This is a genomic window from Streptomyces sp. NPDC004111 (assembly GCF_042874215.1).
Taxonomy (GTDB): Bacteria; Actinomycetota; Actinomycetes; order Streptomycetales; family Streptomycetaceae; genus Streptomyces.
This window is the reverse complement of sequence record NZ_JBIAMU010000008.1, coordinates 234,975-260,917: the sequence shown is the minus strand read 5'-3', so window position 1 is coordinate 260,917 and position 25,943 is coordinate 234,975. Positions and strand designations below refer to the sequence as shown.

At 72.0% G+C, this 25,943-nt stretch carries 20 protein-coding genes and 1 riboswitch; of the genes, 15 read left to right on the top strand and 5 right to left on the bottom strand.

From position 1 onward, the window contains the following. Positions 1 to 38 precede the first annotated feature (38 nt). The gene (locus ACFYVL_RS18170) at positions 39 to 269 is read right to left on the bottom strand and encodes a hypothetical protein (RefSeq protein ID WP_389245802.1); all 231 of its coding nucleotides are present in this window, start codon (positions 267 to 269) and stop codon (positions 39 to 41) included. Positions 270 to 730: 461 nt separating this feature from the next. On the opposite strand from ACFYVL_RS18170, the gene ACFYVL_RS18165 reads away from it, so the two are divergent. From ACFYVL_RS18165 to ACFYVL_RS18145, 5 genes are all read left to right on the top strand, one after another. Continuing rightward, positions 731 to 2,848 (top strand): type IIA DNA topoisomerase subunit B, encoded by a 2,118-nt coding sequence (locus tag ACFYVL_RS18165; RefSeq protein ID WP_389245800.1) that lies wholly within the window; start codon positions 731 to 733, stop codon positions 2,846 to 2,848. A gap of 131 nt (positions 2,849 to 2,979) precedes the next feature. Beyond that, positions 2,980 to 4,161 (top strand): sensor histidine kinase, encoded by a 1,182-nt coding sequence (locus tag ACFYVL_RS18160; RefSeq protein ID WP_389245798.1) that lies wholly within the window; start codon positions 2,980 to 2,982, stop codon positions 4,159 to 4,161. Positions 4,162 to 4,559: 398 nt separating this feature from the next. Continuing rightward, entirely contained in the window at positions 4,560 to 5,243 is a 684-nt protein-coding gene (locus ACFYVL_RS18155; protein WP_389245959.1) for a response regulator, read from the top strand. Between the two features lie 344 nt (positions 5,244 to 5,587). Beyond that, positions 5,588 to 6,040, top strand: coding sequence for a DUF485 domain-containing protein (locus ACFYVL_RS18150; protein ID WP_389245957.1), 453 nt, complete (start codon positions 5,588 to 5,590; stop codon positions 6,038 to 6,040). Further along, entirely contained in the window at positions 6,037 to 7,635 is a 1,599-nt protein-coding gene (locus tag ACFYVL_RS18145; protein WP_389245796.1) for a cation acetate symporter, read from the top strand. Before ACFYVL_RS18150 ends, ACFYVL_RS18145 begins: the two co-directional genes overlap by 4 nt. A gap of 19 nt (positions 7,636 to 7,654) precedes the next feature. Here ACFYVL_RS18145 and ACFYVL_RS18140 read toward each other — a convergent pair whose 3' ends face one another. Further along, positions 7,655 to 9,256, bottom strand: coding sequence for an ATP-binding protein (locus ACFYVL_RS18140; RefSeq protein ID WP_389245794.1), 1,602 nt, complete (start codon positions 9,254 to 9,256; stop codon positions 7,655 to 7,657). Positions 9,257 to 9,662: 406 nt separating this feature from the next. Between ACFYVL_RS18140 and ACFYVL_RS18135 the strand changes: the two genes are divergently transcribed. Next, on the top strand, positions 9,663 to 9,899 hold the full coding sequence (locus ACFYVL_RS18135) for a hypothetical protein (RefSeq protein WP_389245954.1): 237 nt from the start codon (positions 9,663 to 9,665) through the stop codon (positions 9,897 to 9,899). Between the two features lie 108 nt (positions 9,900 to 10,007). Here ACFYVL_RS18135 and ACFYVL_RS18130 read toward each other — a convergent pair whose 3' ends face one another. Beyond that, positions 10,008 to 10,484 carry a DUF6082 family protein gene (locus ACFYVL_RS18130; protein WP_389245793.1) on the bottom strand — a complete coding sequence of 159 codons (477 nt, stop codon included), beginning with the start codon at positions 10,482 to 10,484 and terminating at the stop codon, positions 10,008 to 10,010. Positions 10,485 to 10,766: 282 nt separating this feature from the next. Here ACFYVL_RS18130 and ACFYVL_RS18125 point away from each other — a divergent pair, with 282 nt between their 5' ends. Then, a complete protein-coding gene (locus ACFYVL_RS18125) occupies positions 10,767 to 11,990 on the top strand; it encodes a CobW family GTP-binding protein (RefSeq protein WP_389245791.1) in 1,224 nt (407 codons plus the stop codon). A 209-nt stretch (positions 11,991 to 12,199) separates the two neighbouring features. Here ACFYVL_RS18125 and ACFYVL_RS18120 read toward each other — a convergent pair whose 3' ends face one another. Next, complete coding sequence (locus ACFYVL_RS18120; protein WP_389245789.1) at positions 12,200 to 14,653, bottom strand: DNA topoisomerase (ATP-hydrolyzing) subunit A; 2,454 nt, start codon at positions 14,651 to 14,653, stop codon at positions 12,200 to 12,202. Positions 14,654 to 14,947: 294 nt separating this feature from the next. Here ACFYVL_RS18120 and ACFYVL_RS18115 point away from each other — a divergent pair, with 294 nt between their 5' ends. The 4 genes from ACFYVL_RS18115 (at position 14,948) to ACFYVL_RS18100 (ending at position 19,769) form a co-directional block, all read left to right on the top strand. Further along, positions 14,948 to 16,321 (top strand): M16 family metallopeptidase, encoded by a 1,374-nt coding sequence (locus ACFYVL_RS18115; RefSeq protein WP_389245787.1) that lies wholly within the window; start codon positions 14,948 to 14,950, stop codon positions 16,319 to 16,321. 29 nt (positions 16,322 to 16,350) lie between these two features. Continuing rightward, a complete protein-coding gene (locus ACFYVL_RS18110; RefSeq protein ID WP_389245952.1) occupies positions 16,351 to 17,718 on the top strand; it encodes a M16 family metallopeptidase in 1,368 nt (455 codons plus the stop codon). Between the two features lie 191 nt (positions 17,719 to 17,909). Further along, positions 17,910 to 18,079: riboswitch (cyclic di-AMP (ydaO/yuaA leader) on the top strand. A gap of 13 nt (positions 18,080 to 18,092) precedes the next feature. Then, complete coding sequence (locus tag ACFYVL_RS18105; protein WP_389245785.1) at positions 18,093 to 18,887, top strand: M23 family metallopeptidase; 795 nt, start codon at positions 18,093 to 18,095, stop codon at positions 18,885 to 18,887. 222 nt (positions 18,888 to 19,109) lie between these two features. Next, positions 19,110 to 19,769, top strand: coding sequence for a GntR family transcriptional regulator (locus ACFYVL_RS18100; protein ID WP_389245783.1), 660 nt, complete (start codon positions 19,110 to 19,112; stop codon positions 19,767 to 19,769). A gap of 196 nt (positions 19,770 to 19,965) precedes the next feature. Here the strand turns inward: ACFYVL_RS18100 and ACFYVL_RS18095 are convergent, their stop codons facing one another. Continuing rightward, complete coding sequence (locus ACFYVL_RS18095; RefSeq protein ID WP_389245951.1) at positions 19,966 to 20,247, bottom strand: HPr family phosphocarrier protein; 282 nt, start codon at positions 20,245 to 20,247, stop codon at positions 19,966 to 19,968. Between the two features lie 198 nt (positions 20,248 to 20,445). On the opposite strand from ACFYVL_RS18095, the gene ACFYVL_RS18090 reads away from it, so the two are divergent. The 4 genes from ACFYVL_RS18090 (at position 20,446) to ACFYVL_RS18075 (ending at position 25,942) form a co-directional block, all read left to right on the top strand. Next, positions 20,446 to 23,391: a GNAT family N-acetyltransferase gene (locus ACFYVL_RS18090; protein WP_389245781.1), complete on the top strand. Its 2,946-nt coding sequence runs from the start codon at positions 20,446 to 20,448 to the stop codon at positions 23,389 to 23,391. 65 nt (positions 23,392 to 23,456) lie between these two features. Continuing rightward, positions 23,457 to 24,053, top strand: a complete 597-nt coding sequence (locus ACFYVL_RS18085) for a DUF5998 family protein (protein ID WP_389245779.1) — start codon at positions 23,457 to 23,459, stop codon at positions 24,051 to 24,053. Continuing rightward, on the top strand, positions 24,053 to 25,243 hold the full coding sequence (locus ACFYVL_RS18080) for an alkaline phosphatase family protein (RefSeq protein WP_389245777.1): 1,191 nt from the start codon (positions 24,053 to 24,055) through the stop codon (positions 25,241 to 25,243). The genes ACFYVL_RS18085 and ACFYVL_RS18080 overlap by 1 nt, the downstream gene beginning before the upstream one ends. 48 nt (positions 25,244 to 25,291) lie before the next feature. Next, a complete protein-coding gene (locus tag ACFYVL_RS18075) occupies positions 25,292 to 25,942 on the top strand; it encodes a thymidine kinase (protein WP_389245775.1) in 651 nt (216 codons plus the stop codon). Position 25,943: the final 1 nt, after the last annotated feature.

Below are 25,943 nucleotides of genomic sequence, written 5' to 3'. Positions count from 1 at the left end.
TGACCGGCCCTTGGCTCGTCGTGGACGCTCTCAGGGCGTCAGCGTTCGTCGTCCTCTGCGGACGAGGGCGTGACCGTCAGCCGGTCGGTCTCGTCCTGTATTTCCGCGGCGATCTTCTTGAGCTCGGGCTCGAACTTGCGACCGTGGTGGGCGCAGAAGAGCAGTTCGCCGCCGCTGGCCAGGAGAACGCGCAGGTAGGCCTGTGCGCCGCAGCGGTCGCATCGGTCAGCGGCCGTCAGGGGGCTCGCGGGGGTCAGAACAGTAGTCACGTCGCCTCTTCTCTAGCTCGACGAGCTGTCGTACCAGGGTCAACATCCAACCAGGCCGAAAACGTTCCCGCTCGTGGCTTTTCCTTGAAACTTCTTCCGGAGGTCGTCCGGAGTGGTTGTCTGTTGCCGGTTGGCGGCGAATGAGCCGTATTGCGTCGCTTTACGGTTTCGCGTTGCTGGCTTGTCTCTGGTTTGTCAGGGGGTTGCGTCCGCCCGGCCGGATTGCCGGGTTGTTCATGAGGACGTGCCCGGAGCCTAAATGGTTCATGCCCGGAAGGGAACGTGACATGTGCTTCACTCCAACGAGGGATCGAACACGTGTACGCGTCTGGACTAGCATGAGAATTGCCTAGGGTGGCGTTACACCCGCTCTACCAGGCCCCGTTACCCTCTGAGCGGCGAACGACGCCGACCCCGTACCCCATCGGGGCCCATTTGAAATTCAGCGAGGAGCGAACCGCGTGACCGCCGATACGACCGTCCCGTCCGCCGCACTGCTGAGCGGTGCCGACCGTGACGGTTCCAATTACACCGCGCGGCACCTGCTCGTCCTCGAAGGTCTTGAGGCGGTCCGCAAGCGACCCGGCATGTACATCGGCTCCACCGACAGCCGCGGTCTGATGCACTGCCTGTGGGAGATCATCGACAACTCCGTCGACGAGGCGCTCGGCGGCCACTGCGACCGCATCGAGGTCATCCTCCACGAGGACGGCTCCGTCGAGGTGCAGGACAACGGCCGCGGCATCCCCGTCGACGTCGAGCCCAAGACGGGCCTGTCCGGCGTCGAGGTCGTCATGACCAAGCTGCACGCCGGCGGCAAGTTCGGCGGTGGCTCCTACGCCGCCTCCGGCGGTCTGCACGGCGTGGGCGCATCCGTGGTGAACGCGCTCTCGGCCCGCCTGGACGTCGAGGTCGACCGCAGTGTCACGCACTCGATCAGCTTCCGCCGCGGTGTCCCGGGCATCTTCACCGAGTCGGGACCGGACGCCCCCTTCGACCCGGGCAACGGGCTGCGCAAGGGCAAGCGGGTGCCCAAGGGCCGCACCGGTACCCGGGTGCGGTACTGGGCGGACCGGCAGATCTTCCTCAAGGACGCCAAGCTCTCCCTGGAGAACCTCTACCAGCGCGCCCGCCAGACGGCGTTCCTGGTCCCCGGCCTGACCATCGTCGTGCGCGACGAGCGGGACCTGGAGGGCGTCGGCAAGAGCGAAGAGACGTTCCGCTTCGACGGCGGCATCAGCGAGTTCTGCGAGTACCTGGCGCAGGACAGGGCGATCTGCGACGTCATGCGGCTCAGCGGGCAGGGCACCTTCAAGGAGACCGTCCCGGTCCTCGACGAGCGCGGCCACATGACGCCCACCGAGGTCACCCGCGAACTCGGCGTGGACATCGCGCTGCGCTGGGGCACCGGGTACGACAGCACGGTCAAGTCCTTCGTCAACATCATCGCCACCCCCAAGGGCGGCACCCATGTCTCCGGCTTCGAGCGCTCCCTCACCAAGACGGTGAACGAGGCGCTCCGCTCCGCCAAGCTGCTGCGCGTCGCCGAGGACGACGTCGTCAAGGACGACGCCATGGAGGGCCTCACCGCGGTGGTCACCGTGCGGCTCGCGGAGCCGCAGTTCGAGGGCCAGACCAAGGAGGTGCTCGGCACCTCGGCCGCCAACCGCATCGTCGCGGCCGTGGTCGCCAAGGAGCTGAAGGCGTTCCTGACCTCCACCAAGCGCGATGCCAAGGCGCAGGCGCGCACGGTGATGGAGAAGATCGTCGCCGCCGCCCGCACCCGGATCGCGGCCCGCCAGCACAAGGACGCACAGCGCCGAAAGACCGCGCTGGAGTCGTCCTCGCTGCCGGCCAAGCTGGCCGACTGCCGCAGCGACGACGTGGAGCGCAGCGAGCTCTTCATCGTCGAGGGAGACTCCGCGCTCGGTACGGCGAAGCTGGCCCGGAACTCCGAGTTCCAGGCGCTGCTGCCGATCCGGGGCAAGATCCTCAACGTTCAGAAGGCGTCCGTCTCGGACATGCTGAAGAACGCCGAGTGCGGCGCGATCATCCAGGTCATAGGAGCCGGGTCCGGCCGGACCTTCGACATCGACGCGGCGAGGTACGGCAAGATCGTGCTCCTCGTCGACGCGGACGTCGACGGCGCGCACATCCGCATTCTGCTGCTCACGCTCTTCCAGCGGTACATGCGGCCGATGGTCGAGGCGGGACGGGTCTTCGCGGCCGTACCGCCGCTGCACCGGATCGAGCTGGTCCAGCCCAAGAAGGGCCAGGACAAGTACGTCTACACGTACTCCGACAACGAGCTGCGGCAGACGCTGCTGGAGTTCCAGCGCAAGAACGTCCGGTACAAGGACGACATCCAGCGCTACAAGGGCCTCGGCGAGATGGACGCGGACCAGCTGGCGGAGACCACGCTGGACCCGCGCTTCCGGACGCTGCGCCGGATCAACATCGGTGACCTGGATTCCGCCGAGCAGGTCTTCGACCTCCTCATGGGCAACGAGGTCGCGCCGCGCAAGGAGTTCATCACCAGCGCGGCGGCCACCCTGGACAGGTCGCGCATCGACGCCTGACCGGATCCGCCACTGGCCGCGACAGGTGTGCCGCCACCCGTGGCGCCTTGCGATCTCAACCCGTGGGTGGAGCGAAAAGCTCCACCCACGCTCCGATCCGCTGCGGACGCCTGATCCGTAATGTCGACGGCATGGGATCGGAGACGAAGCAGTCGAGCGGCGGGTTCACCGCCTGGCCTGCGCCGGAGGCGCTGTCCCGGCTCGGGGTGCCCCGGATCCGGATCGCCATCGACGTGGTCACCTGGCTGGGAGTGGGCTTCTGGATCCTCTGGGAGGCGTACGACTCCCAGGTCTTCGGCGGTGTGGCCGTGATGGTTCCGCCGCTCTCGCTGGCGGCGGTCATCGGCGCCGCCGGGCTGTACGACCGGTACACCCTGCGCCACCGGCTGCTGCCCGCGATCGGGGTGCTGGGCGCGGTGACCCTGCTGGCAGTGGGGTCGTACGCGGTGGGGGCCGGCACTCCCGGGGCGATTCTGCTGATCGTCTGTGCGGTGCAGGCCATACAGCGGCTGCCGTTGTCGGTGGGGCTCCCGCTGAGCGGGCTGATCATGGGCCTGCACGCGGCCATCGGTCTGGTGACCGTCCGGGAGATGGCCGTGGTGGGCTTCGGTGTCGTCGGCATCGGGTACATGCTGCGGCTGGACGCGCAGGCCAGGGGGTCCGGCTTCCGGCTCCTCGCGCAGGAGCGGGCCGCGCGGGTCGCGGAGGCCGAGACGGCGGCACTGGCCGAACGGGCCCGAATAGCCCGGGAGATACACGATGTCCTGGCCCACAGCCTCTCGGCGCAGATGGTGCACCTGGAGGCGGCGCGGCTGCTGATCGAGCGCGAGCCGCAGGGACCGTTCAGGGACAGCGTGCTGGAGAGGGTCGTCGCGGCCCGGGGAATGGCCCGGGAAGGCCTCGCGGAGACCCGTCAGGCGCTCTCCGCGCTGCGCGGGGACATGGCGCCCGTGGAGGACTATCTGCGGGAGCTGGCGACCGCCGACCGGTCCGAGGTCCAAGTGGTCGGGGAACCACGACAGCTGAAGGCCGAGGCTTCGCAGGCGGTGCGGCGGGTGGCACAGGAGGCGCTGACCAATGTGCGCAAGCACGCGCCGGGAGCGGCGGTGCGGCTGGTGCTGACGTACGGCCCGGACGAAGTCGGCCTGGAGGTACGGGACTCGGGCGGGTCCGGCGCGCGAGGAGAACTGTCGGCTACGGGCGCCGGGTACGGTCTGCTGGGAATGCGGGAGCGGGCGGAACTGCTCGGGGGCACGCTGGAGGCCGGCCCGGAGGGGAAGGGGTTCGCGGTGAGGCTGCGGATGCCGGTATGAGATACGCGGAGGCGTGGGGCCCCGGCGGGGGCGAGCCGCGCGGGGGAACCGCTGGTACGGGGGACGCCCGCGGAGCTGACGCTCGCGGGGGAGCCGCTGGTGACGGGGATGCCCGCGGAGCTGACGTTCACGCGGGAGCCGTCAACGAGGGAGAGGCCCGCGGAGTCGGCGCGCACGGGGGAGCCTCTGGTGAGGGCGATGCCCGCGGAGCCGGCGCTCATGGGGGAGCCGTCAGTGAGGGGGATGCCCGCGGAGCCGATGCTCACGCGGGAGCCGCCAACGAGGGAGAGGCCCGCGGAGCCGGCGCGAACGGGGGAGCCTCAGGTGAGGGGGATGCGCGCGGAGTCGGCGCTCATGGGGGAGCCGTCGGTGCGGGCGGTGCCGTCGAGGGCGGTGGGATCCGGGTGTTGGTCGTCGACGACCAGGCGATGGTGCGCGAGGGCATCGTGCTCCTGCTGGGGCTGCTGCCAGGTATCGAGGTGGTCGGCTCGGCGGGGGACGGTGAGGAGGCCGTCGCGCTGGTGGCGGAGCACGGGCCCGACGTGGTCCTGATGGACCTGCGGATGCCGCGCTGCGACGGGGTGGAGGCGACTCGCAGAATCCGGGACCGGCACCCGTCCACCCAGGTCGTGGTGCTGACGACGTACGCGGACGACGAGTGGCTGTTCCCGGCGCTGCGGGCGGGCGCCCGGGGGTACCTCACCAAGGACGCGGACGGCTCGGAGATCGCGCGGGCGGTGCGGGACGTGGTGTCCGGGCAGGCCGGACTCTCGCCCGGAGTGCAGCGCCGACTCCTCGAACAGGTCACCGCACCCGAGCCCGCCGCGCCGGGTCCCGAGGAGCTGCCGGACGGGCTCACCCCGCGCGAGGCCGAGGTGCTGGTGCTGATCGCGGAGGGCAAGCCCAACGCGGAGATCGCCCGGGAGCTCCGCATCGGACCGGCCACGGTGAAGACCCACATCAACAACCTCTTCGCCAAGACCGGGGTGCGCGACCGGGCGCAGGCCGTGCGGTACGCCTACCGGGAGGGCCTCGCCCGGCCGCCCGCGGCGGGCGGGCGAGGAGGCCGCAGCACGCTCTAGGGGCGTCCGGCGGGCTCCGCCGGACTCAGCGATCGAGCGCGGGACTCAGCGATCGGGTGCCGCACTCAGCGACCGGGTGCCGCAAGCGGTGGCCGATCGCCGGACGCGGCGGCCGGGGCTCTGGTTCGCGTCCGGTGCGGACATGACCAGGAGCGGCGGGCAGGAGCGGGGACTGTGCCCTGGGACCATGCCATCAGTGGAGACGTCACCTAATGGGGTGAAGAGAGGGGATTGCCGAACCGACGATCTTTCCGGTCTGCCCATCCTGGGGCACGCGGACCAATCCGGCCGTGGACAAGGAGAGTTGTTCGGTGGACAAGCACGAAGGGCGTGATGCCGCAGCGATGCGGTTCGACGACCCGTGGTACGACGCGCTCGCCTCCGGGTGGGGCGAACTGGACGGTACGGGCACCCCGGCGCATCTCGTGCCGCCCGCGCGCACCGCCACGGAGCGCGAACACAGTGCGGCCGACATCTACCTGGAAGTGCAGCGCAGCGCGGCGTTCCGGCAGGTGCGCAGCCGGTACCGGCGGTTCGTCTTCCCCGCGACCCTCGGATTCCTCGCCTGGTACTTCGCGTACGTCGTCGCCGCCACCGCCGCTCCGGAGCTGATGGCCCGGCCGGTGGCCGGTGCGGTCAATGTGGCCATGGTCGCGGGACTCGGACAGTTCCTCACCACCTTCCTGCTGACCTGGGCGTACACCCGGCACGCCAGGCTGCGCCGGGACCGGGCCGCCCTGGAACTGCGCTGGGACACCCAGGAACTGGCGAGGCTCACCAAGGGGGACGTCCGGTGAACCACGGTCACCAGACCCTGGCCCTGCTGCTGTTCAGCGCGTTCGTCGCGACCACCCTCGCGATCACCACCTGGGTGAGCCGCAACCGGCACGGCTCGGCCGAGGAGTTCTACGTCGGCGGCCGGCTCTTCTCGCCCATGGAGAACGGTTTCGCCATCGCGGGCGACTACATGTCCGCCGCCTCCTTCCTCGGCATCTCCGGCCTCATCGCCCTCTACGGCTACGACGGCATGCTCTACTCTGTCGGATTCCTGGTGGCCTGGCTCGTCGTCCTGTTCCTGGTGGCCGAACTGGTCAGGAACTGCGGCCGGTTCACCCTCGCCGACGTGGTCGCCGCCCGGATGAGCGAGCGGCCCGTGCGGATCGCCGCGGGCACCTCCTCGGTCACCGTCTCCGTCCTCTACCTGGTCGCCCAGATGGTCGGCGCGGGCTCGCTCGTCGGTCTGCTGCTCGGCGGCAGCAGCGGGGCCGCCCAGACCTGGACGGTCATCGGCGTCGGCGCCCTCATGGTGATCTACGTGACGCTGGGCGGGATGCGGGCCACCACCTGGATCCAGATCGTCAAGGCCGTCCTGCTGATGGCCGGCACCCTCACGCTCAGCGTCCTCGTCCTGGTGCGGTTCCACGGGGACTTCAACCAGCTGCTGACCACCGCGGCCGAACGCAGCGGGCACGGCAAGGACTTCCTGGCCCCGGGCCTCAGGTACGGCGGGGACTGGGTCGCCCGGTTCGACTTCATCAGCCTCGGACTCGCCCTGGTCCTGGGCACGGCCGGCCTGCCGCACATCCTGTCGCGCTTCTACACCGTGCCCACCGCCCGCGCCGCGCGCCGGTCGGTGGTCTGGTCGATCGGGCTGATCGGCAGTTTCTACCTGATGACGATCGTGCTGGGCTTCGGCGCCGCCGCGATCCTCGGCTCGGACCGGGTGCGGGCGTCCAACGCGGCGGGCAACACGGCCGTCCCGCTGCTCGCCGCCGATCTGGGCGGCGGCGACGGCTCCACAGGAGGAACGGTTCTCTTTGCGGTGGTCGCGGCCATCGCCTTCGCGACCATCCTCGCCGTCGTCGCGGGCATCACGCTCGCCTCCTCCGCCTCCGTCGCCCACGACCTGTACGCCTCCCTGCGCAGCCGCAGCCGGCGCGCGAAGCAGTACAGCGAGGTCGCCGTCGCCAGGGTCGCCGCGGGTGGCATCGGAGTGGTGGCCATCGCCCTCGGCCTGCTCGCCCGCGACCTGAACGTGGCGTTCCTGGTCGGCCTCGCCTTCGCCGTCGCGGCCTCCGCCAACCTCCCCGTGCTGCTCTACTCGCTGTTCTGGCGCGGCTTCACCACCCGCGGGGCCGTCTGGTCCGTGTACGGCGGGCTGGTCCCGGCGGTACTGCTCGTGGTGGTCTCCCCGGTCGTCTCCGGCAGCCCCGAATCGCTGTTCCCGGCCGCCGACTTCCAGTTCTTCCCGCTCCAGAACCCCGGCCTCGTCTCGATCCCGCTGGGCTTCCTCGCGGGCTGGCTGGGCACCGTCACCTCGCCCGAGCCACCGGACGAGGCCAAGCACGCGGAGACCGAGGTCCGCTCCCTCACCGGAGCCGGGGCGGCCTGAGCACGGTCCCGCGCACCGCTCACGGTCGTACTGCCGCAGCCCTACCAGCCAGGGCTTCCGGCAGTACGACCGTGAACTCCGCACCCCCGCCGGCCCCTTCGGCGACCCGCGCCGACCCGCCCTGCCGCTCCGCGAGCCGCCGTACCAGCGCGAGCCCCAGCCCGCGTCTGCCGTGCGCGGGCAGTTCCTTCGTCGACCAGCCCTCCGTGAAGATCAGCTCCCGCTGCTCCTCGGGCACCCCGGGCCCGCTGTCCGTCACCCGCAGCTCCACCTCGCGGCCCCGCGCGAACAGGGCCACCTCCACGGACGCACCGGCCGACCCGGCCGAGGCGTCCAGCGCGTTGTCCACCAGATTGCCGACCACCGTCACCAGCCCCCGCGGGTCCACCAGCCTGTCCGGCAGCAGGGTGCCCTCCGCGAGGCGCAGCACCACCGCGTGTTCCGCGGCTACGGTCGCCTTGCCGACCAGCAGGGCCGCGAGCAGCGGATCGTGGACGCGCTCGGAGAACTGCTCGGCGGTGGCCCGGTGCACCCCGGCGACCTCGGTGACGAACTCCGCGGCCTCCTCGTACATCTCCAGCTCCAGCAGCCCCAGCAGGGTGTGCATCCGGTTGGCGTGCTCGTGGTCCTGGGCGCGCAGCGCGTCGATCAGCCCGCGGGTGGAGTCGAGCTCGCGGCCCAGCTGTTCCAGTTCGGTGCGGTCGCGGAGGGTGGCCACGGCCCCGCCGTCGTCGGTGGGCATCCGGTTGGCGACCAGCACCCGGGGCCCGCGGACGGTCAGCAGGTCCTCGCCGGACACCCGGCCCAGCAGCACGTCGGCGGTGCGCCCCGGGCCCAGCACCTCGTCCAGCAGCCGCCCGGCGGCCTCCTCGCCGACGCCCAGCAGCCGTTGTGCCTCGTCGTTGATCAGCCGTACCCGGCCGCGCGCGTCGAGGGCCACGACCCCCTCCCGGATGCCGTGCAGCATCGCCTCGCGCTCCGCGAGCAGCCCCGCGAGATCGGAGAAGGCCAGGTCGTGGACCTGCCGCTGGAGCCTGCGGGAGATCAGGTACGCGGCCAGCGCACCGAGAGCGAGCGCCCCGCCCGCGTAAGCGAGCAGCCCCGGAATGGCCGCGAGCAGCCGCCCGCGCACGGTGTCGTACTCGATGCCGACCGAGACGGCCCCGACGATACGTCCGCGCAGGTCGCGCAGCGGGACCTTGCCCCGGGCCGAGCGGCCGAGCGTGCCGCTGTCGATCTCCATGACCTCGGCACCCGCGAGCGCGTCGCTGGGATCGGTGGAGACGGTCCGGCCGATCTGCGCGAGCGAGGTGTGCGACCAGCGGATGCCGCGCCGGTCCATGATCACCACGTACTCCGCGCCGGTGGCCCGCCGGATCCGTTCGGCCTCGGCCTGCACCGGACCGCCGGGCGTGGCGGGCGACGCCAGCAGCGTCGCCGCGAGCCGGGGGTCCGCCGTGACCTGCGCGATGGACAGCGCACGCCGCATCGCCTGGTCGTCGAGCTGCGCGCCCAGCGGGGCGAGGAAGAGGCCGGTGGCCAGCACGGTGACGCCCGTGGCGATCACCAGCTGCATCAGCAGGAAACGGGAGACGACGCGCTGCGGCCAGTTGATGCGCATGGGGCGAACCGTAGGGGCAGGCGTGCGCCGGGGCGAGAGCAGGGTGTGCGCGGAGGGGCGGAGGGCGCGGTCCGCCCGTGCGCGGCGGGCCCCGGCAGCGAGTGCGCCGCCCCCGCCGGACGGCGGGCGGGCCCGGGGCGCGCACGGGCCTTCCGGGGTTTCGAGCGGCCTTTCGGGTGCACGCCAACCATGACGTGAAGCGGGTAATGTGACCCGCGCCACCCGTTCGTCGGAGGTGTCCCGCTCGGAACGTCACGAGGCGGGTCCTCACGTGTTCCAGTGCGGGAGGTCCCCGTGCGCATCGGAACGCGTCACCCCGTGATCGTGCTCACGGCTCATCAACGTCAGACACCCCTGCCCTGCGCGCTGCCAGGGCACAGCACCAACGGGATACCCATTGAAGAACGTGAGCATCGTCCGCAGGATCGGCGCGTCGCCCAAGGAGCGGGGCAGCGCCTCGGGGCAGACCTGTCCGGACATCTTCGAACTCAGTGACGGCAACTTTGCCGTCATCGGTACGGAGTCGACGGCGGTGCTCGACGACGAACTGCCGGCGGACGCGGGGCGCGCCGACTACGAGCGGATCGTCGTGATCAGCAGGGAGACCCTCATCAGGGCCAAGGCCGAGATTCCGGACGCGTAGCTTCGTCGTACCGCCCGTGGCACGCCCCGGTCCGTACGCCCGGTACCGCGGCCCGCGCGCCCGGTACCGCCACCCCGGGCGGGCCGGTTCGCCTCCTTCCGCTTCCGCTCACGCCACCCACCAGTTGTCCCTCTCCTCGCTGGCGCGCGTGACGATCAGATCGACCTGGCGGCCCAGCACCGCCTCGGGGGAGTCGCCGGGCAGGCTCTCCCGGTGGTGCTGGGTGGCGTCCCAGAAGTCCCGGAAGGCGCGGCTCTGGCAGATGCCGCGCAGGTGGCCCAGCGCCTCCTCGGTGTCCATGACGCCGATGCGGCAGTAGTGCAGGACGTTGCCGTAGACGATGTTCGCGTAGAGGAACTGGCGCTGCCGCTCCGGAGGCACCTCCGTCTCGTAGGTGTTCAGCACCTCCGCGAGCTGCGGGTCGTCCATGGCCTTGTAGAGCAGCTCCGAGTGGAGATGGTGCTTCTCCATCAGCAGCAGCCGGTGGTGGTTCTGTCTCTGTTGCGCCAGCAGTGCGGTGACCGCCGCACTGAACAGAATGCCCGCGGCGACGTCGCGCAGGCGTCGGCGTTCCTGCCCTGTCATGCACCCACCCCCGAATCACAGGCGACCGTCAACCAGACACCGGTGAAACGGACATGGCGCGCGGGCCGGCGGGCGGTCGTTGACTGCGTTTGCCGCATCCCAGGTTGCCGAGCGGCTCCGATCGGCGGGAGGCGGAGAAGAGGCGCACGGAGGCACGTGTCGTCGCCCTGCGCGCCGTGCTGAGTGTCTTCCCGGTAAGCGGGGGCAACAATCGTTCGACGGACGCGGCGTCCGCGGGCCGGGGTTCCCGGCGGGCCCGCGGGCGCCTCTACGATCAGCACCATGTCCAGGCAACAGATTCCGGTCGTCGTCCTCGCGGGGTTCCTGGGGGCCGGCAAGACGACGCTGCTCAACCACCTCCTGCGGCGCAGCCGAGGCACCCGTATCGGGGCGATCGTCAACGACTTCGGGTCCATCGAGATCGACGCCATGGCGGTGGCCGGGCAGCTCGGGGACTCGACGGTGTCGCTGGGCAACGGCTGTCTGTGCTGTGCGGTGGACGCCAGTGAGCTGGACCTCTACCTCGACAAGCTCGCCGATCCGGCCGCCGGGATGGACGTCGTCGTGATCGAGGCGAGCGGGCTGGCCGAGCCGCAGGAGCTGGTGAAGATGCTGCTCGCCAGTGAGAATCCGCGGGTCGTGTACGGCGGGCTCGTCGAGGTCGTGGACGCCGCCGAGTTCACGGCGACCCGCGAACGGCACCCGGAGATCGTCCGGCACCTCACCGTCGCCGACCTGGTGGTCCTGAACAAGGCGGACCGGGTGCCGGAGCACGAGCTGGACGCGCTGCGGGCCGAACTCGCCGCGCTCGGCGGCGGCGCGGTGCTGCCGGTGCGGTACGGGCGGATCGACCCGGACGTGCTCTTCGAGCGCCGGACCGACGCGGAACACCGCGCGGACGGCTGGCAGCTGAGCTTCGAGGACCTGCGCGCGGAGGCGGAGGGCCTGGACGAGGACGCGCCGGACGGCGCCGAGGCCGGGTGCGGGGCGGCGGACTGCGGGCACGACCACGCCGCCCACCTGCACGCCTCGTACGAGAGCGTCGATTTCACCTCGCACCGGCCGATGGACCCCGGGCGGCTGATGCGGTTCCTCGACGAACGGCCCGAGGGGCTCTACCGGATCAAGGGGTACGTCGACTTCGGTGCGGCGGACGCGCGCAACCGGTACGAGGTGCACGCGGTGGGCCGGTTCCTGCGGTTCAGTCCGGAGCCGTGGGGGAGCGACGAGGAGCGGCTCACCCAGCTCGTGCTGATCGGCTCGGGCACGGACGGGGCCGCGCTGCGCACACGGCTGACGGACTGCCGGGCGGACGAGGACGCGGTCCAGGACGAGCGGAGCGAGCGCGCCATGTGGGGCGTACTGCGCTACGTACAGCAGCCGGACGATCCGGAATCGGGCGATCCGGAATCGGACGATCCCGATTCGGGCGGTCCGGAATGGGCCGGCGATCCGGAGCTGGGTGGTCCGCGATCGGCGCACCGGGAGTGGAACGGTCCGGCGTAGGGGGGCCGGAGCCGGCCGGTCCCGGGGCGCGCGAGGAGTGGCCGGGAGGTCGCGAGGGGCGCGGTGGCGCGACGCTCGTGGAGGCCGAAGCTCGCCCCTTCCGTCGCGCACTCGACGGCCGGGCCGTCGCCGGCCACGCGGGGGTGCGGGCACGCGGGGGCGCGACCGCCGCAAGACGGTCGCGCCCCCGGTCGTCCCCGGTGCGGGACCTACACCGCGCCCGCCAGCGCGGCCACCGGCTTCGCCAGTGGGGTGCCCGAGCCGTCGCGGCGCGGGTCGAGGTCCGGCAGGTCGGCAGGGGTGCCGTTCTTCTGGGCGGCCCTGGCCGGAGCGGCGCCCGCCCAGGCCAGCATCAGCGTGTCCTCGCCGCGCAGGAACCGCTGACAGCGGACGCCACCGGTGGCCCGTCCCTTGCGCGGGTACTGGTCGAACGGCGTGAGCTTGGCGGAGGACTCCGCGTCGCCCATCAGGGTGCCCTTCGAGCCCGCCACGGTGAACACCACCGCGTCCGCCGCCGGGTCCACCGCCGTGAAGGAGATCACCTTGGCGCCCGCGGCCAGCTTGATGCCCGCCATGCCGCCGGCCGGGCGGCCCTGCGGACGTACCTGCGCGGCCTGGTAGCGCAGCAGCTGGGCGTCGTCGGTGATGAAGACGAGGTCCTCCTCACCGGTGCGCAGCTCGGCCGCGCCGACGATGCGGTCGCCGTCCTTGAGGGAGATGACCTCCAACTCGTCCTTGTTCGAGGGGTAGTCCGGTACCACCCGCTTGACGACGCCCTGCTCGGTGCCGATCGCCAGGCCCGGCGACGACTCGTCGAGGGTGGTCAGGCAGATCAGGGTCTCGTCGCCCTCCAGGGAGAGGAACTCGGAGACCGGGGCGCCGCCGGAGAGGTTGGGCGCGGACGCGGTGTCCGGGAGCTGCGGCAGGTCGATGACGGCGAGGCGCAGCAGGCGTCCCGCCGAGGTCACCGCGCCGACGTCGCCACGGGCCGTGGCGGGCACCGCCGAGACGATCACGTCGTGCTTGGTGCGCCGCGCGTCGTCCAGGGCGAGCGGCTCGCCGTTGGGCGTACGGGCCAGCAGACCGGTGGAGGACAGCAGGACGCGGCACGGGTCGTCCGGGACCTCCAGCGGGACGGCGGCGACCGCGGAGGCGCCCGACTCCAGCAGGACCGTACGGCGCTCGGTGCCGAACTTCTTCGCCACCGCGGCCAGTTCGGCGGAGACCAGCTTGCGCAGCTCCGCGTCGGACTCCAGGATTCCGGTCAGCTCGTCGATCTCGCCGTTGAGCCGGTCGCGCTCCGACTCCAGCTCGATCCGGTCGAACTTGGTGAGCCGGCGCAGCGGGGTGTCCAGGATGTACTGCGTCTGGATCTCGCTCAGGCCGAAGCGCTCGATCAGGCGCTCCTTGGCCTGTGCCGAGTTCTCGCTGGAGCGGATGAGGCGGATGACCTCGTCGATGTCGATCAGCGCGACGAGCAGGCCCTCGACCAGGTGCAGCCGGTCGCGGCGCTTGGTGCGGCGGAACTCGCTGCGGCGCCGCACGACCTCGAAGCGGTGGTCGAGGTAGACCTCCAGGAGCTCCTTGAGGCCGAGCGTGAGGGGCTGGCCGTCCACCAGGGCCACGTTGTTGATGCCGAAGGACTCCTCCATCGGCGTCAGCTTGTAGAGCTGCTCCAGGACGGCCTCGGGCACGAAGCCGTTCTTGATCTCGATGACCAGGCGCAGGCCGTGCGAGCGGTCGGTGAGGTCCTTGACGTCGGCGATGCCCTGGATCTTCTTCGCGCCGACCAGGTCCTTGATCTTGGCGATCACCTTCTCCGGACCGACCGTGAAGGGCAGTTCGGTGACGACCAGGCCCTTGCGGCGCGCGGTCACGTTCTCCACCGCGGCCGTGGCGCGGATCTTGAAGGTGCCGCGGCCCTTCTCGTACGCGTCCTTGATGCCGGCCAGGCCGACGATCCGGCCGCCGGTCGGCAGGTCGGGGCCGGGCACGAAACGCATCAGCGTCTCCAGGTCGGCGCCCGGGTGCTTGATCAGGTGGCGGGCGGCGGCGACGACCTCGCCCAGGTTGTGCGGCGGCATGTTGGTGGCCATGCCCACCGCGATGCCTGTGGTGCCGTTGACCAGCAGGTTCGGGTAGGCGGCCGGCAGCGCGACGGGCTCGCGCTCCTTGCCGTCGTAGTTCGGGTTGAAGTCGACGGTGTCCTCGTCGATCGACTCCGTCATGAGCGAGGTGGCATCGGCCATCCGGCACTCGGTGTAACGCATCGCGGCCGGCGGGTCGTCGTTGCCGAGCGAACCGAAGTTGCCGTGGCCGTCGACCAGCGGCAGCCGCATCGAGAACGGCTGGGCCATCCGGACCAGCGCGTCGTAGATCGACGCGTCGCCGTGCGGGTGCAGCTTGCCCATCACCTCGCCGACGACGCGGGCGCACTTGACGTAGCCGCGGTCGGGACGCAGGCCCATCTCGTTCATCTGGTAGACGATGCGGCGGTGCACCGGCTTCATGCCGTCCCGCGCGTCCGGCAGGGCGCGCGAGTAGATCACCGAGTACGCGTACTCGAGGAAGGAGCCCTGCATCTCGTCGACGACGTCGACGTCGAGGATCTTCTCCTCGAACGCCTCGTCCGGCTGCGGGGTCTTCGTGCTGCGGCGGGCCATCGCGGCTGCGGCTCCTTCTCACTCTTGCAACGGACGGTTGCGGATCGCTGGGTGGTGCGCGGGGGTGACGCTCGGGTTGGCGCGGAGGTGGATCGGGGGTTCTGACGCCGACCATTGTGGACCGCCCCACCGACAACGCCGACCTCGACCCGTCCGTACCGGCCCGGACGCCTCTTTGACGAGGTCCCCAAGAAGGGTGTGCGAACCGGGAACTTCGCGGACTGTCGGTGCGCTTGCATACAGTGGCAGGACTTAATCGCAGGACTTGTCTCATACGCGAGCGAAGGGACGTACATGCCCATGGGTCACACGGCCACGGCGCAGGCCGGCTCAGGCGGCCTGACAGCGACCGAGCACCGGCTTGCGAACGGTCTGCGGGTGATTCTCTCCGAGGACCACCTGACCCCGGTCGCCGCGGTCTGCCTCTGGTACGACGTCGGCTCGCGCCACGAGGTCAAGGGCCGTACGGGCCTTGCCCACCTCTTCGAGCACCTGATGTTCCAGGGCTCCGCCCAGGTGCACGGCAACGGGCACTTCGAACTGGTGCAGGGCGCCGGCGGTTCGCTCAACGGCACCACCAGCTTCGAGCGCACCAACTACTTCGAGACCATGCCCGCGCACCAGCTGGAGCTGGCGCTCTGGCTGGAGGCCGACCGGATGGGCTCGCTGCTCACCGCGCTCGACGACGAGTCCATGGAGAACCAGCGCGACGTCGTCAAGAACGAGCGCCGCCAGCGGTACGACAACGTGCCCTACGGCACCGCGTTCGAGAAGCTCACCGCCCTCATGTACCCCGAGGGCCACCCCTACCACCACACCCCGATCGGCTCCATGGCCGACCTGGACGCCGCGACGCTGGAGGACGCCCGCGCCTTCTTCCGCACGTACTACGCGCCCAACAACGCGGTGCTGTCCGTGGTCGGCGACATCGACCCCGAGCAGACCCTGGCCTGGGTGGAGAAGTACTTCGGCTCGATCCCCGGCCACGACGGCAAGCAGCCGCCGCGCGACGGCTCGCTGCCCGACGTCATCGGCGGCGAACTGCGCGAGGTCGTCGAGGAGGAGGTCCCGTCGCGTGCGCTGATGGCCGCCTACCGGCTGCCCAGCGACGGCACCCGCGAGGCGGACGCCGCCGACCTGGCGCTCACCGTCCTCGGCGGCGGCGAGTCCTCCCGGCTGCACAACCGCCTCGTGCGCCGCGACCAGACCGCCGTCGCCGCCGGATTCGGCCTGCTGCGGCTGTCCGGCGCGCCCTCCCTCGGCTGGCTGGACGTCAAGACGTCCAGCGGCGTGGAGGTTCCGCGGATCGAGGCGGCCGTCGACGAGGAGCTCGCCCGGTTCGCCGAGGAGGGCCCGACGGCCGAGGAGATGGAGCGCGCCCAGGCCCAGCTGGAGCGCGAGTGGCTGGACCGGCTCGGCACGGTGGCCGGCCGCGCCGACGAACTGTGCCGGTACGCCGTGCTGTTCGGCGACCCGCAGCTCGCCCTGACCGCCGTCGGACGCGTCCTCGACATCACCGCCGAGGAGGTCCAGGCGGTGGCCAAGGCACGGCTGCGCCCCGACAACCGGGCGGTCCTGGTGTACGAGCCGCTCGCGGCAGCCGGGTCCGACGACGCCGGGCAGGACGGCGCCGTGCAGGAAGACACGCAGGAAGGGGCGGACAAGTGACGGAGACCGCAGCAGCCGTGACCAGCGACATGCAGTTCCACCCGCAGCCGCAGGCCGGCCCGGCGACACCGTGGGCCTTCCCGGCCCCCGAGCGCGGCGCGCTGCCCAACGGGCTGACCGTGCTGCGCTGCCACCGCCCCGGCCAGCGGCTGGTGGCCGTCGAGGTCTTCCTCGCCGCCCCGCTGGAGGCCGAGCCCGCGGGCCTCGACGGAGTGGCCACCATCATGTCGCGCGCCTTCACCGAGGGCACCGACAAGCACTCCGCCGAGGAGTTCGCCGCCGAGCTGGAGCGCTGCGGCGCCACCCTCGACGCGTTCGCCGACCACCCGGGCGTCCGGGTCTCCCTCGAAGTCCCGGTCTCCCGGCTGCCGAAGGCGCTCGGGCTGCTCGCGGACGCCCTGCGCGCGCCCGCGTTCGCGGACGGCGAGATCGAGCGGCTGGTGCGCAACCGGCTCGACGAGATCCCGCACGAGGCGGCCAACCCCTCGCGGCGGGCCGCCAAACAGCTCTCCAAGGAGCTCTTCCCGGCGTCGCTGCGGATGTCGCGCCCCCGGCAGGGCACCGAGGAGACGGTGAAGAGCATCGACTCCGCGGCCGTGCGCGCCTTCTACGAGGCGCACGTCCGCCCGGCCACCGCCACCGCGGTCGTCGTCGGCGACCTGGACGGCACCGACCTGGACGCCGTGCTGGCCGACACCCTGGGGGAGTGGACCGGCAACACCGCCGAGCCGCGCCCGATGACGCCCGTCACGGCCGACGACACCGGACGGGTCGTCGTCGTGGACCGTCCGGGCGCCGTCCAGACGCAGCTGCTGATCGGCCGTATCGGCGCCGACCGGCACGACCGCGTCTGGCCCGCCCAGGTGCTGGGCACGTACTGCCTGGGCGGCACCCTCACCTCCCGGCTGGACCGCGTCCTGCGCGAGGAGAAGGGCTACACGTACGGAGTACGCGCCTTCGGCCAGGTGCTGCGCTCCGCCGAGGACGGCACCGGCGCCGCCATGCTGGCCATCAGCGGCTCCGTGGACACCGAGTCGACCGGGCCCGCCCTGGAGGACCTCTGGAAGGTCCTGCGGACGCTGGCGGCCGAGGGGCTCACCGACGCCGAGCGCGACGTGGCCGTGCAGAACCTGGTGGGCGTCGCCCCGCTCAAGTACGAGACGGCGTCCGCCGTCGCGGGCACCCTGGCCGACCAGGTCGAGCAGCACCTGCCCGACGACTTCCAGGCCCAGCTGTACGCCAGGCTCGCGCAGACCGGCACCGTGGAGGCCACCGCGGCCGTCGTGAACGCCTTCCCGGTGGACCGGCTCGTCACCGTCCTGGTCGGCGACGCCGCGCGGATCGCCGAGCCGGTGCGGGCGCTCGGCATCGGTGAGGTTTCCGTCGTCACCGGCTGACAAATCAGGACAAGGAGGGCCCCGATGACTGATGAGTTGTCGGGGTCCTCCTGTATGTCCGGTTTGTTGTGGAGGTTGCGTGTCTGCCGTGTGGGCTGCGTTACAAAACCCCGTCTCTGTTTGGTGATTGAAACAGGGGCCGCTTAGCGTCGGTCCGGCTGTCCGTCAGAGTGCGCCGCAACCGCGGCACCGGACAGTCATCGCCGAGTCCCCGTCAGGCGCGAGCCTGGGGAGCCGGGGACCCACTTACGTCCCTGGGGTGAATCGGACGCCATCGCCCTTCACGGGCCGGTGGGGCCCGTAGGAGACCTTCCTGCTCCGAACCCGTCAGCTAACCCGGTAGGCGAGAAGGAAGGAAAGGAAACAGCCTCTTCATGGCGTTCACCCGTGCCGCCGGGAAGCACCGTCGTCCCTCCGTGCTGTCGCGCAGGAGCGCGAACATCGCCGGAGTTGCCGCCCTCACCACGACGGGCGTCATCGGGACGCTGGCCCCGCAGGCCCTCGCCGCCGAGCAGGACCTGACCGCCGAGGACACCGGCGCCATCCGCGCGGTCGTCCTGGAGGACACCGTGACGGACAACCTCGCCGAGAAGGTCGAGGCCCAGGCCGCCGCCCAGAAGCACGCCTACGAGAAGGCCGAGGCCGAGCGCAAGGCCGAGGAGGCCCGCCGGGCGGAGGCCAAGCGCAAGGCCGAGGCGAAGATCAAGAAGGAGCGCGAGGAGCGCGAGCGCGCCGCCCGCGAGGCCGAGCGCAAGCGCCTCAACTCCTTCCGGCTGCCGGTCGCCGGCTCCTACGTCTCCACCGGCTACCAGACCGGCGGAGCCATGTGGTCCTCCGGCAGCCACTCCGGCGTCGACTTCCACGCCTCCTCCGGCAGCTCCGTCGTCGCCGTCGGCTCGGGCACGGTCGTCGAGGCCGGCTGGGGCGGCGCGTACGGCAACAACATCGTGATCCGGATGAACGACGGTTCGTACACCCAGTACGGCCACCTCTCCTCGATCGGTGTCTCGGTCGGGCAGTCCGTCACCCCCGGCGAGCAGATAGGCCTCTCCGGCTCCACCGGCAACTCCTCCGGCCCGCACCTGCACTTCGAGGCCCGCACCTCCCCCGACTACGGTTCGGACATCGACCCGGTCGCCTACCTGCGCGGCCACGGCGTCCGCGTCTGACCGAATCCCGCGCGCGGCCCCGTACCTCCCGTCGTTTCCCCGAAGGCCCCGGCTCCTCGTGAGCCGGGGCCTTCGGCGTTCCCGCGCTTTTCCGGCAATTCTTGCGGCCCACCGGCCGCCGCGGCCAAATTTCGGCCATGAATTTCCGCCGCCCGTCGGCAGTTCGGGCCCGCTGCAATAGAGTTCCGGAAAGGCGGTTGCAGAACGGACGGAGGGACGGGCATGCGCATTCCCGCGCATTCGGTGTGTACGGCGATCCGCGACGACATCGTGTCGGGGGCCCTGCCGCGCGGCAGCCGGCTGACCGAGGAACTGCTGGCCGGCCGGTACGGGGTCTCGCGGGTCCCGGTCCGCGAGGCGCTGCGCACGCTGGAGTCCGAGGGCTTCGTCACCCGCCGCAGGAACGTGGGCGCCTGCGTCGCCGAGCCCACCGCGCAGGAGGCCGCCGACCTGCTGGAGGTGCGGACGCTGCTGGAGCCCCTGGGAGCGGCTCGGGCGGCCGTGCGGCGCAGCGAGGCGCACCTCAAGGTGCTGCGCGGGCTGGTCAGGCTGGGGCAGGAGCGGGCCGGGCAGCCGGAGGGCGACGATCTCGCCGCGCTCGGCGGCTGGTTCCACGAGACGCTCGCCCAGGCCTCCGCCAGCCCCGGACTGATCACCCTGCTCACCCAGCTGCGGCACAAGACCACCTGGATGTACGTCTCGGAGCGGTCCGTCCGCCCCGCCGAGCGGTGGGCGGAGCACGGCGCGATCGTGGACGCGGTGGCCCGGCGCGACGCGGAGCGGGCCAGGACGCTGACCGCCCGGCACGCGGAGCGGGCGGCGGCCTCGTACCGCATGAGGATTCCGCAACATGCCGTAAACCTGGCGAGCGGCCGGAATTAACACGGGGTCCGTATAAAAAGCAGTGGCAGGGGCGGCCCTATTCGGGATTGCGCCCGCCAGGAATTCCCGGGAAGAAATTCACCGGGTAATTTCCGCGCGCCCCGCGGAACGACGGAAGCCGCGGTCCCGTTCTCGGGACCGCGGCTTCCGCGCGAAGATTCGCCCGTACGGGCGCGACCTTTCGGGGCCGTACGGGTCAGACGGTCTCGGGGAGCTCGTCCAGGCCCTCGGCGACCAGCTTCGCCAGACGGTCCAGGGCGGTGTCCGCGCCCTCGGCCTCGGACGCCAGCACGATCTCCTCGCCGCCCTGTGCGCCCAGGCCCAGCAGCGCCAGCATCGAAGCGGCGTTGACCGGGTTGCCGCCCGCCTTGGCGATGGTGACGGGGACGCCGGTGGCCGTGACGGCGCGGACGAAGATGGAGGCGGGGCGGGCGTGCAGGCCTTCGGCCCAGCCGACGGTGACGCGGCGCTCAACCATGGTGTTGCCCTTCGTGTTCATGCTTGGTTGTCTAGACCAGTCTCTCATGTGGTGCGGGCTGCTCTGCCCGACGAAAGTCCCGCCGGAAGTCCCGTCGGACAACCCGGGACCGGCACCTGCCCGCGGCCCCGCGGCGGCACCGGGAGCAGCACCAGAGTGCCCCGCCCTCCCCGGGCCCGCGAGTCGTAGGCTGCCTCCATGGGCATGGCTGCGGACGATGCGGATCAGGCGGAGCGGGACCCCGACGGCGTGCGCCCGGGGGCGCCCGGTCGCCCCGAGCACGTGTACCCCGACCACTGGGAGGCCGACGTGGTGCTGCGCGACGGCGGCACCGCGCGCATCCGGCCCATCACCACCGAGGACGCCGAGCGGCTGGTCAGCTTCTACGAGCAGGTCTCCGACGAGTCGAAGTACTACCGCTTCTTCGCGCCCTACCCCCGGCTCTCCGCCAAGGACGTGCACCGCTTCACCCACCACGACTACGTGGACCGGGTCGGCCTCGCGGCCACCGTGGGCGGCGAGTTCATCGCCACCGTCCGCTACGACCGCATCAACGCCGACGGCATGCCCGCCTCGGGCCCCGGTGCCGACCAGGCCGAGGTCGCCTTCCTGGTGCAGGACGCCCACCAGGGGCGCGGCGTGGCCTCCGCCCTCCTCGAACACATCGGCGCCGTCGCCCGCGAACGCGGCATCCGGCGCTTCGTCGCCGAGGTGCTGCCCGCCAACTCAAAGATGATCAAGGTCTTCACGGACGCCGGGTATCAGCAGAAACGCTCCTTCGAGGACGGTGTGGTCCGCCTGGAGTTCGATCTGGAGCCCACCGACCGCTCGGTGGCCGTCCAGCGCGCCCGCGAGCACCGCGCCGAGGCGCGCTCCCTGCAACGGCTGCTGACGCCCGGCTCCGTCGCGGTCGTCGGCGCCGGCCGGCAGCCCGGCGGAGTGGGCCGCACGGTGCTGCGCAACCTCGTCGCCGCCGGCTTCACGGGCCGTACGTACGCCGTGAACGCGGCCCTGCCGCCGGAGACCACCGCCCTGGACGGCGTACCGGCCCACCGCTCCGTCGCGGAGATCGGCGAGCCGGTGGACCTGGCCGTCGTCGCCGTACCCGCGGCACGGGTCCTGGACGTGGTCACCGACTGCGGCGAGAGCGGGGTGCGCGGGCTGGTCGTACTGAGCGCCGGGTACGCCGAGGGCGGCGCCGAAGGACGGCAGCGGCAGCGGGAGTTGGTGCGGCTGGCCCGTTCGTACGGGATGCGGATCATCGGCCCGAACGCCTTCGGCATCATCAACACCTCCGGCCCCGTGGACCTCAACGCCTCGCTCGCGCCCCGGCTGCCCACCCGCGGCCGGATCGGGCTCTTCACCCAGTCCGGCGCCATCGGCATCGCCCTGCTCTCCGGGCTGAACCGGCGCGGAGCGGGCGTCTCCGCCTTCATCTCCGCCGGAAACCGCGCGGACGTCTCCGGGAACGACTTCCTCCAGTACTGCTACGAGGACACCGACACCGACACCGTCCTGCTCTACCTCGAATCCATCGGCAACCCGCGGAAGTTCACCCGCCTCGCCCGCCGCACCGCCGCCGTGAAGCCGATCGTGGTCGTCAAGGGCGCCCGGCACAGCGGAAGCACGCCGCCGGGACACGCGGTGCCCACGGCACGCATTCCCGACGCCACGGTCTCGGCACTGTTCCGGCAGGCCGGAGTGATCCGCGTCGACACCGTCACCGAACTCGTCGACGCCGGTCTGATGCTGACCGAACAGCCCCTGCCGCGCGGCCCGCGCACCGCGATCCTCGGCAACTCCGAGTCCCTCGGGCTGATCACCTACGACGCCTGCCTCGCGGAAGGACTGCGTCCGCAGCCGCCCCTCGACCTCACCACCGCCGCGCGTCCGGCCGACTTCCGCGAGGCGCTGTCCGCCGCGCTGGCGGACCCCGGGTGCGACGCGGTGGTGGTCACGGCGATCCCGTGGGTGGGGGACGACGGGGCCACCGAGTCCGGCGACGGCGAGGTCCTGGCCGCGGCACTGCGGGAGGCCGCCGCCACGTCCCCGGCGAAACCGGTGGCGGTGGTGCACGTGGAGATGGGGGAACTGGCGGAGGCGCTGGCGGTGGCGGCGGGCACCGGGCCGGGGAAGGAGGGCGCGGCCGGGGGGCGGGGCCCGGCCGGGGAGCCGGGTGCGGTTCCGCGGGAGGCCGCCGCGGGCCCGCCCGCTCCGGCCCCCGGGCCGCCCGGGGGCCCACCGGACGCAGCGGCGGACGCAGCGGCGCCCGTTCGGCGGATTCCGGCGTACCCGGCCGCCGAGCGGGCCGTGCGCGCGCTGGCCGAGGCCGTGCGGTACGCCCGCTGGCGGCGCGAGGCCGCCGAGCCGGGCAAGGTCCCCGAGTACGACGACATCGACGAGAGCGGGGCCGCCGCGCAGATCGACGCCCTGCTGGGCACCGGCGGCGACCCGCGCGGGCTGCCGCTCGACGCGGACTCCGCACGCGAACTGCTCGGCCGGTACGGGATCGCCGTCCGCGCCGCACTGCCCGCCCCCGGCCCGGACGCCGCCGTGGCCGCCGCCGCCCGCCTCGGCTACCCGGTCGCGCTCAAGACCACCGCCCCGCACCTGCGCCACCGCCCCGACCTCGGCGGCGTACGGCTGGACCTCGCCGACGAGGAGGACCTGCGCAGGGCGTACGCGGAGCTGACCGAGGCGCTCGGCAAGCCCGAGGAACTGTCGCCGGTCGTGCAGGCCATGGCACCGCGCGGCGTCGACACCGTCGTACGGGCGAGCATCGACGCGGCGGCCGGCGCGGTGCTGTCGTTCGGTCTGGCCGGGGCCGCTTCCGAACTGCTCGGGGACATCGGGCACCGGCTCGTACCGGCCACCGACCGGGACGCGGCCGAGCTGATCAGGTCGATCAGGACGGCCCCGCTGCTGTTCGGCTGGCGCGGTTCGGCACCGGTGGACACCCGCGCGCTGGAGGAACTGCTGCTGCGGGTCTCCCGGCTGGTCGACGACCACCCCGAGGTGGTCGGCGTGGCGCTGGAACCCGTGGTCGTGGCACCGGACGGCCTCTCCGTCCTGGGCGCCACCGTCCGCCTCGCGCCGCCCGCCGTGCGCAACGACCTCGGCCCCCGCAGCCTCCCGAGCTACTGACCTCCCTCCGAGCGCCCGACGGCTCAAGGGACATCCGCCCTCCCGGGCCCCGTAGGATGGAAGGCATGGCGAAGACCGGTACGACGACCCAGGGGCTGCGCGCGGCGATCGAGCGCAGCGGCTACTACCCGGCTCTTGTGGCCGAAGCGGTGGAGGCCGCTGTCGGCTCGGAGCCCGTCGCGTCCTACCTCGTGCATCAGGAGACCACGTTCGATTCGAACGAGGTCCGCCGGCACGTCACGGTCCTCGTCCTCACCGGCACCCGTTTCATCGTCAGCCACACCGACGAGCAGAACGCCGACACCAGCTCCCCGACGCCGTACGCCACCACCTCCACCGAGTCCGTGAAGCTCGGCCGGATCTCGTCCGTCGTGGTCAGCCGGGTCGTCGCCAATCCGGAGAAGTACGTTCCGGGCACCCTGCCGCGCGAGGTCGTCCTGACCATCGGCTGGGGCGCCGTCGCCCGTCTGGACCTGGAGCCCGCCGCCTGCGGCGACCCCAACTGCGACGCCGACCACGGCTACACCGGCAACTCCACCGCCGACGACCTGAGCCTGCGCGTCAGCGAGGCCGGGGACGGCCCCGACACGGTGAAGCAGACCCTGGTCTTCGCGCAGGCGCTGTCCGAGGCGACCGCCGCGACCGGCTCCGCCGCCCGCTGATGGCGATTCCCGCCGCCTGGCAGGACCCCGTCCCGCTCGCGCTCGACACCGCACCGGTCCCGGAGTACGGCTCCGGCTCGCTCGCGGACCTGCTGCCCACCCTGGCCGCGGGCATGGACGTCCCCGGAACGCACGCCACCCTCGGCGAGTTGACCCCGGCCGACCGGAACTGCGTGTTCCTGATCGACGGCCTCGGCTGGGAGCAGATCAGGGCGCACCCCGACGAAGCCCCGTACCTGCACTCGCTGCTCGCCACCTCGCGCGGCGGCACCGGCCGGCCGCTCACCGCCGGTTTCCCGTCCACCACCGCGACCTCGCTCGCCTCCGTGGGCACCGGCCTCACCCCCGGCGGCCACGGCCTGGCCGGCTACACGGTCCGCGACCCGGCCACCAACGCCCTGATGAACCAGCTGCGTTGGCGCCCCTGGACCGACCCGTACCACTGGCAGCCGCACCCCACCGTCTTCCAGCTCGCGGACGCGGCGGGCGTGCACACCGCACAGGTGTCGTCCCCGGACTTCCAGCACACCCCGCTCACCAAGGTCGCGCTGAGCGGCGGGACCTTCCAGGGCCGGCTCACCGGCGAGGACCGGATGGACCTCGCCGCCCAGCACCTGGCCGCCGGCGACCGCTCGCTGGTCTACACGTACTACAGCGAGGTCGACGGCAAGGGCCACCGCTTCGGCGTGGACTCCGACGCCTGGCGCGGCCAGCTGATGTACGTCGACCGCCTCGCCCAGCGCCTCGCGGAACAACTCCCGCCGCGCAGCGCCCTCTACGTCACCGCCGACCACGGCATGATCGACATCCCCTTCGACGAGGAGTCGCGCATCGACTTCGACGAGGACTGGGAGCTGAGCGCGGGCGTCGCCCTGCTCGGCGGCGAGGGCCGGGCCCGGCACGTGTACGCGGTCCCGGGCGCCGCCGCCGACGTCCTGGCGGTCTGGCGCGAGGTGCTCGGCGAGCAGTTCTGGGTCGCGAGCCGCGACGAGGCGATCGGGGCGGGCTGGTTCGGCCCGCACGTCGAGGACCGGGTGCGCGACCGGATCGGCGACGTGGTCGCCGCCGCCCACGCCGACGTGGTGATCACCGCCTCGCGCAACGAGCCGGGCGAGTCCTCGATGGTCGGCATGCACGGCTCGATGACCCCGGTGGAGCAGCACGTCCCGCTCCTCGAAGTACGCTCGTAACCCCCCCGTCCCCTTCCCCTCCCCACGGCCCGAAAGGCTCAACTCCTCATGTCCGAGCTGGTCTTCTTCTCCGGAACGATGGACTGCGGGAAGTCGACCCTGGCACTGCAGATCGTCCACAACCGCTCCGCGCGCGGGCTGCGGGGACTGATCTTCACCCGGGACGACCGGGCGGGCGAGGGCAAGCTCTCCTCCCGGCTGGGCCTGGTCACCGAGGCGGTCGAGGCGTCCGAGGGCATGGAGCTGTACGGATACGTCGTCGAGCAGCTGTCCCGGGGCGACCGGGTCGACTACGTGATCGTGGACGAGGCCCAGTTCCTCGCCCCGGAACAGATCGACCAGCTCGCCCGCGTCGTCGACGACCTCGAACTGGACGTCTTCGCCTTCGGCATCACCACCGACTTCCGCACCCGCCTCTTCCCCGGCTCCCAGCGCCTCATCGAACTCGCCGACCGGCTGGAGACCCTCCAGGTCGAGGCGATGTGCTGGTGCGGTGCACGGGCCACCCACAACGCCCGCACCGTCGGCGGCGAGATGGTCGTCGAGGGCGAGCAGGTCGTGGTCGGCGACGTGGCCCGCCCGGCGGTGGAGGTCGGCTACGAGGTGCTGTGCAGGCGCCACCACCGCAGGCGCATGACGAGCGCGTCCTCGCAGGCGGGCGCACTGTCGCCGGACGTACTGCCGGTGGCCGCGGGCTGAC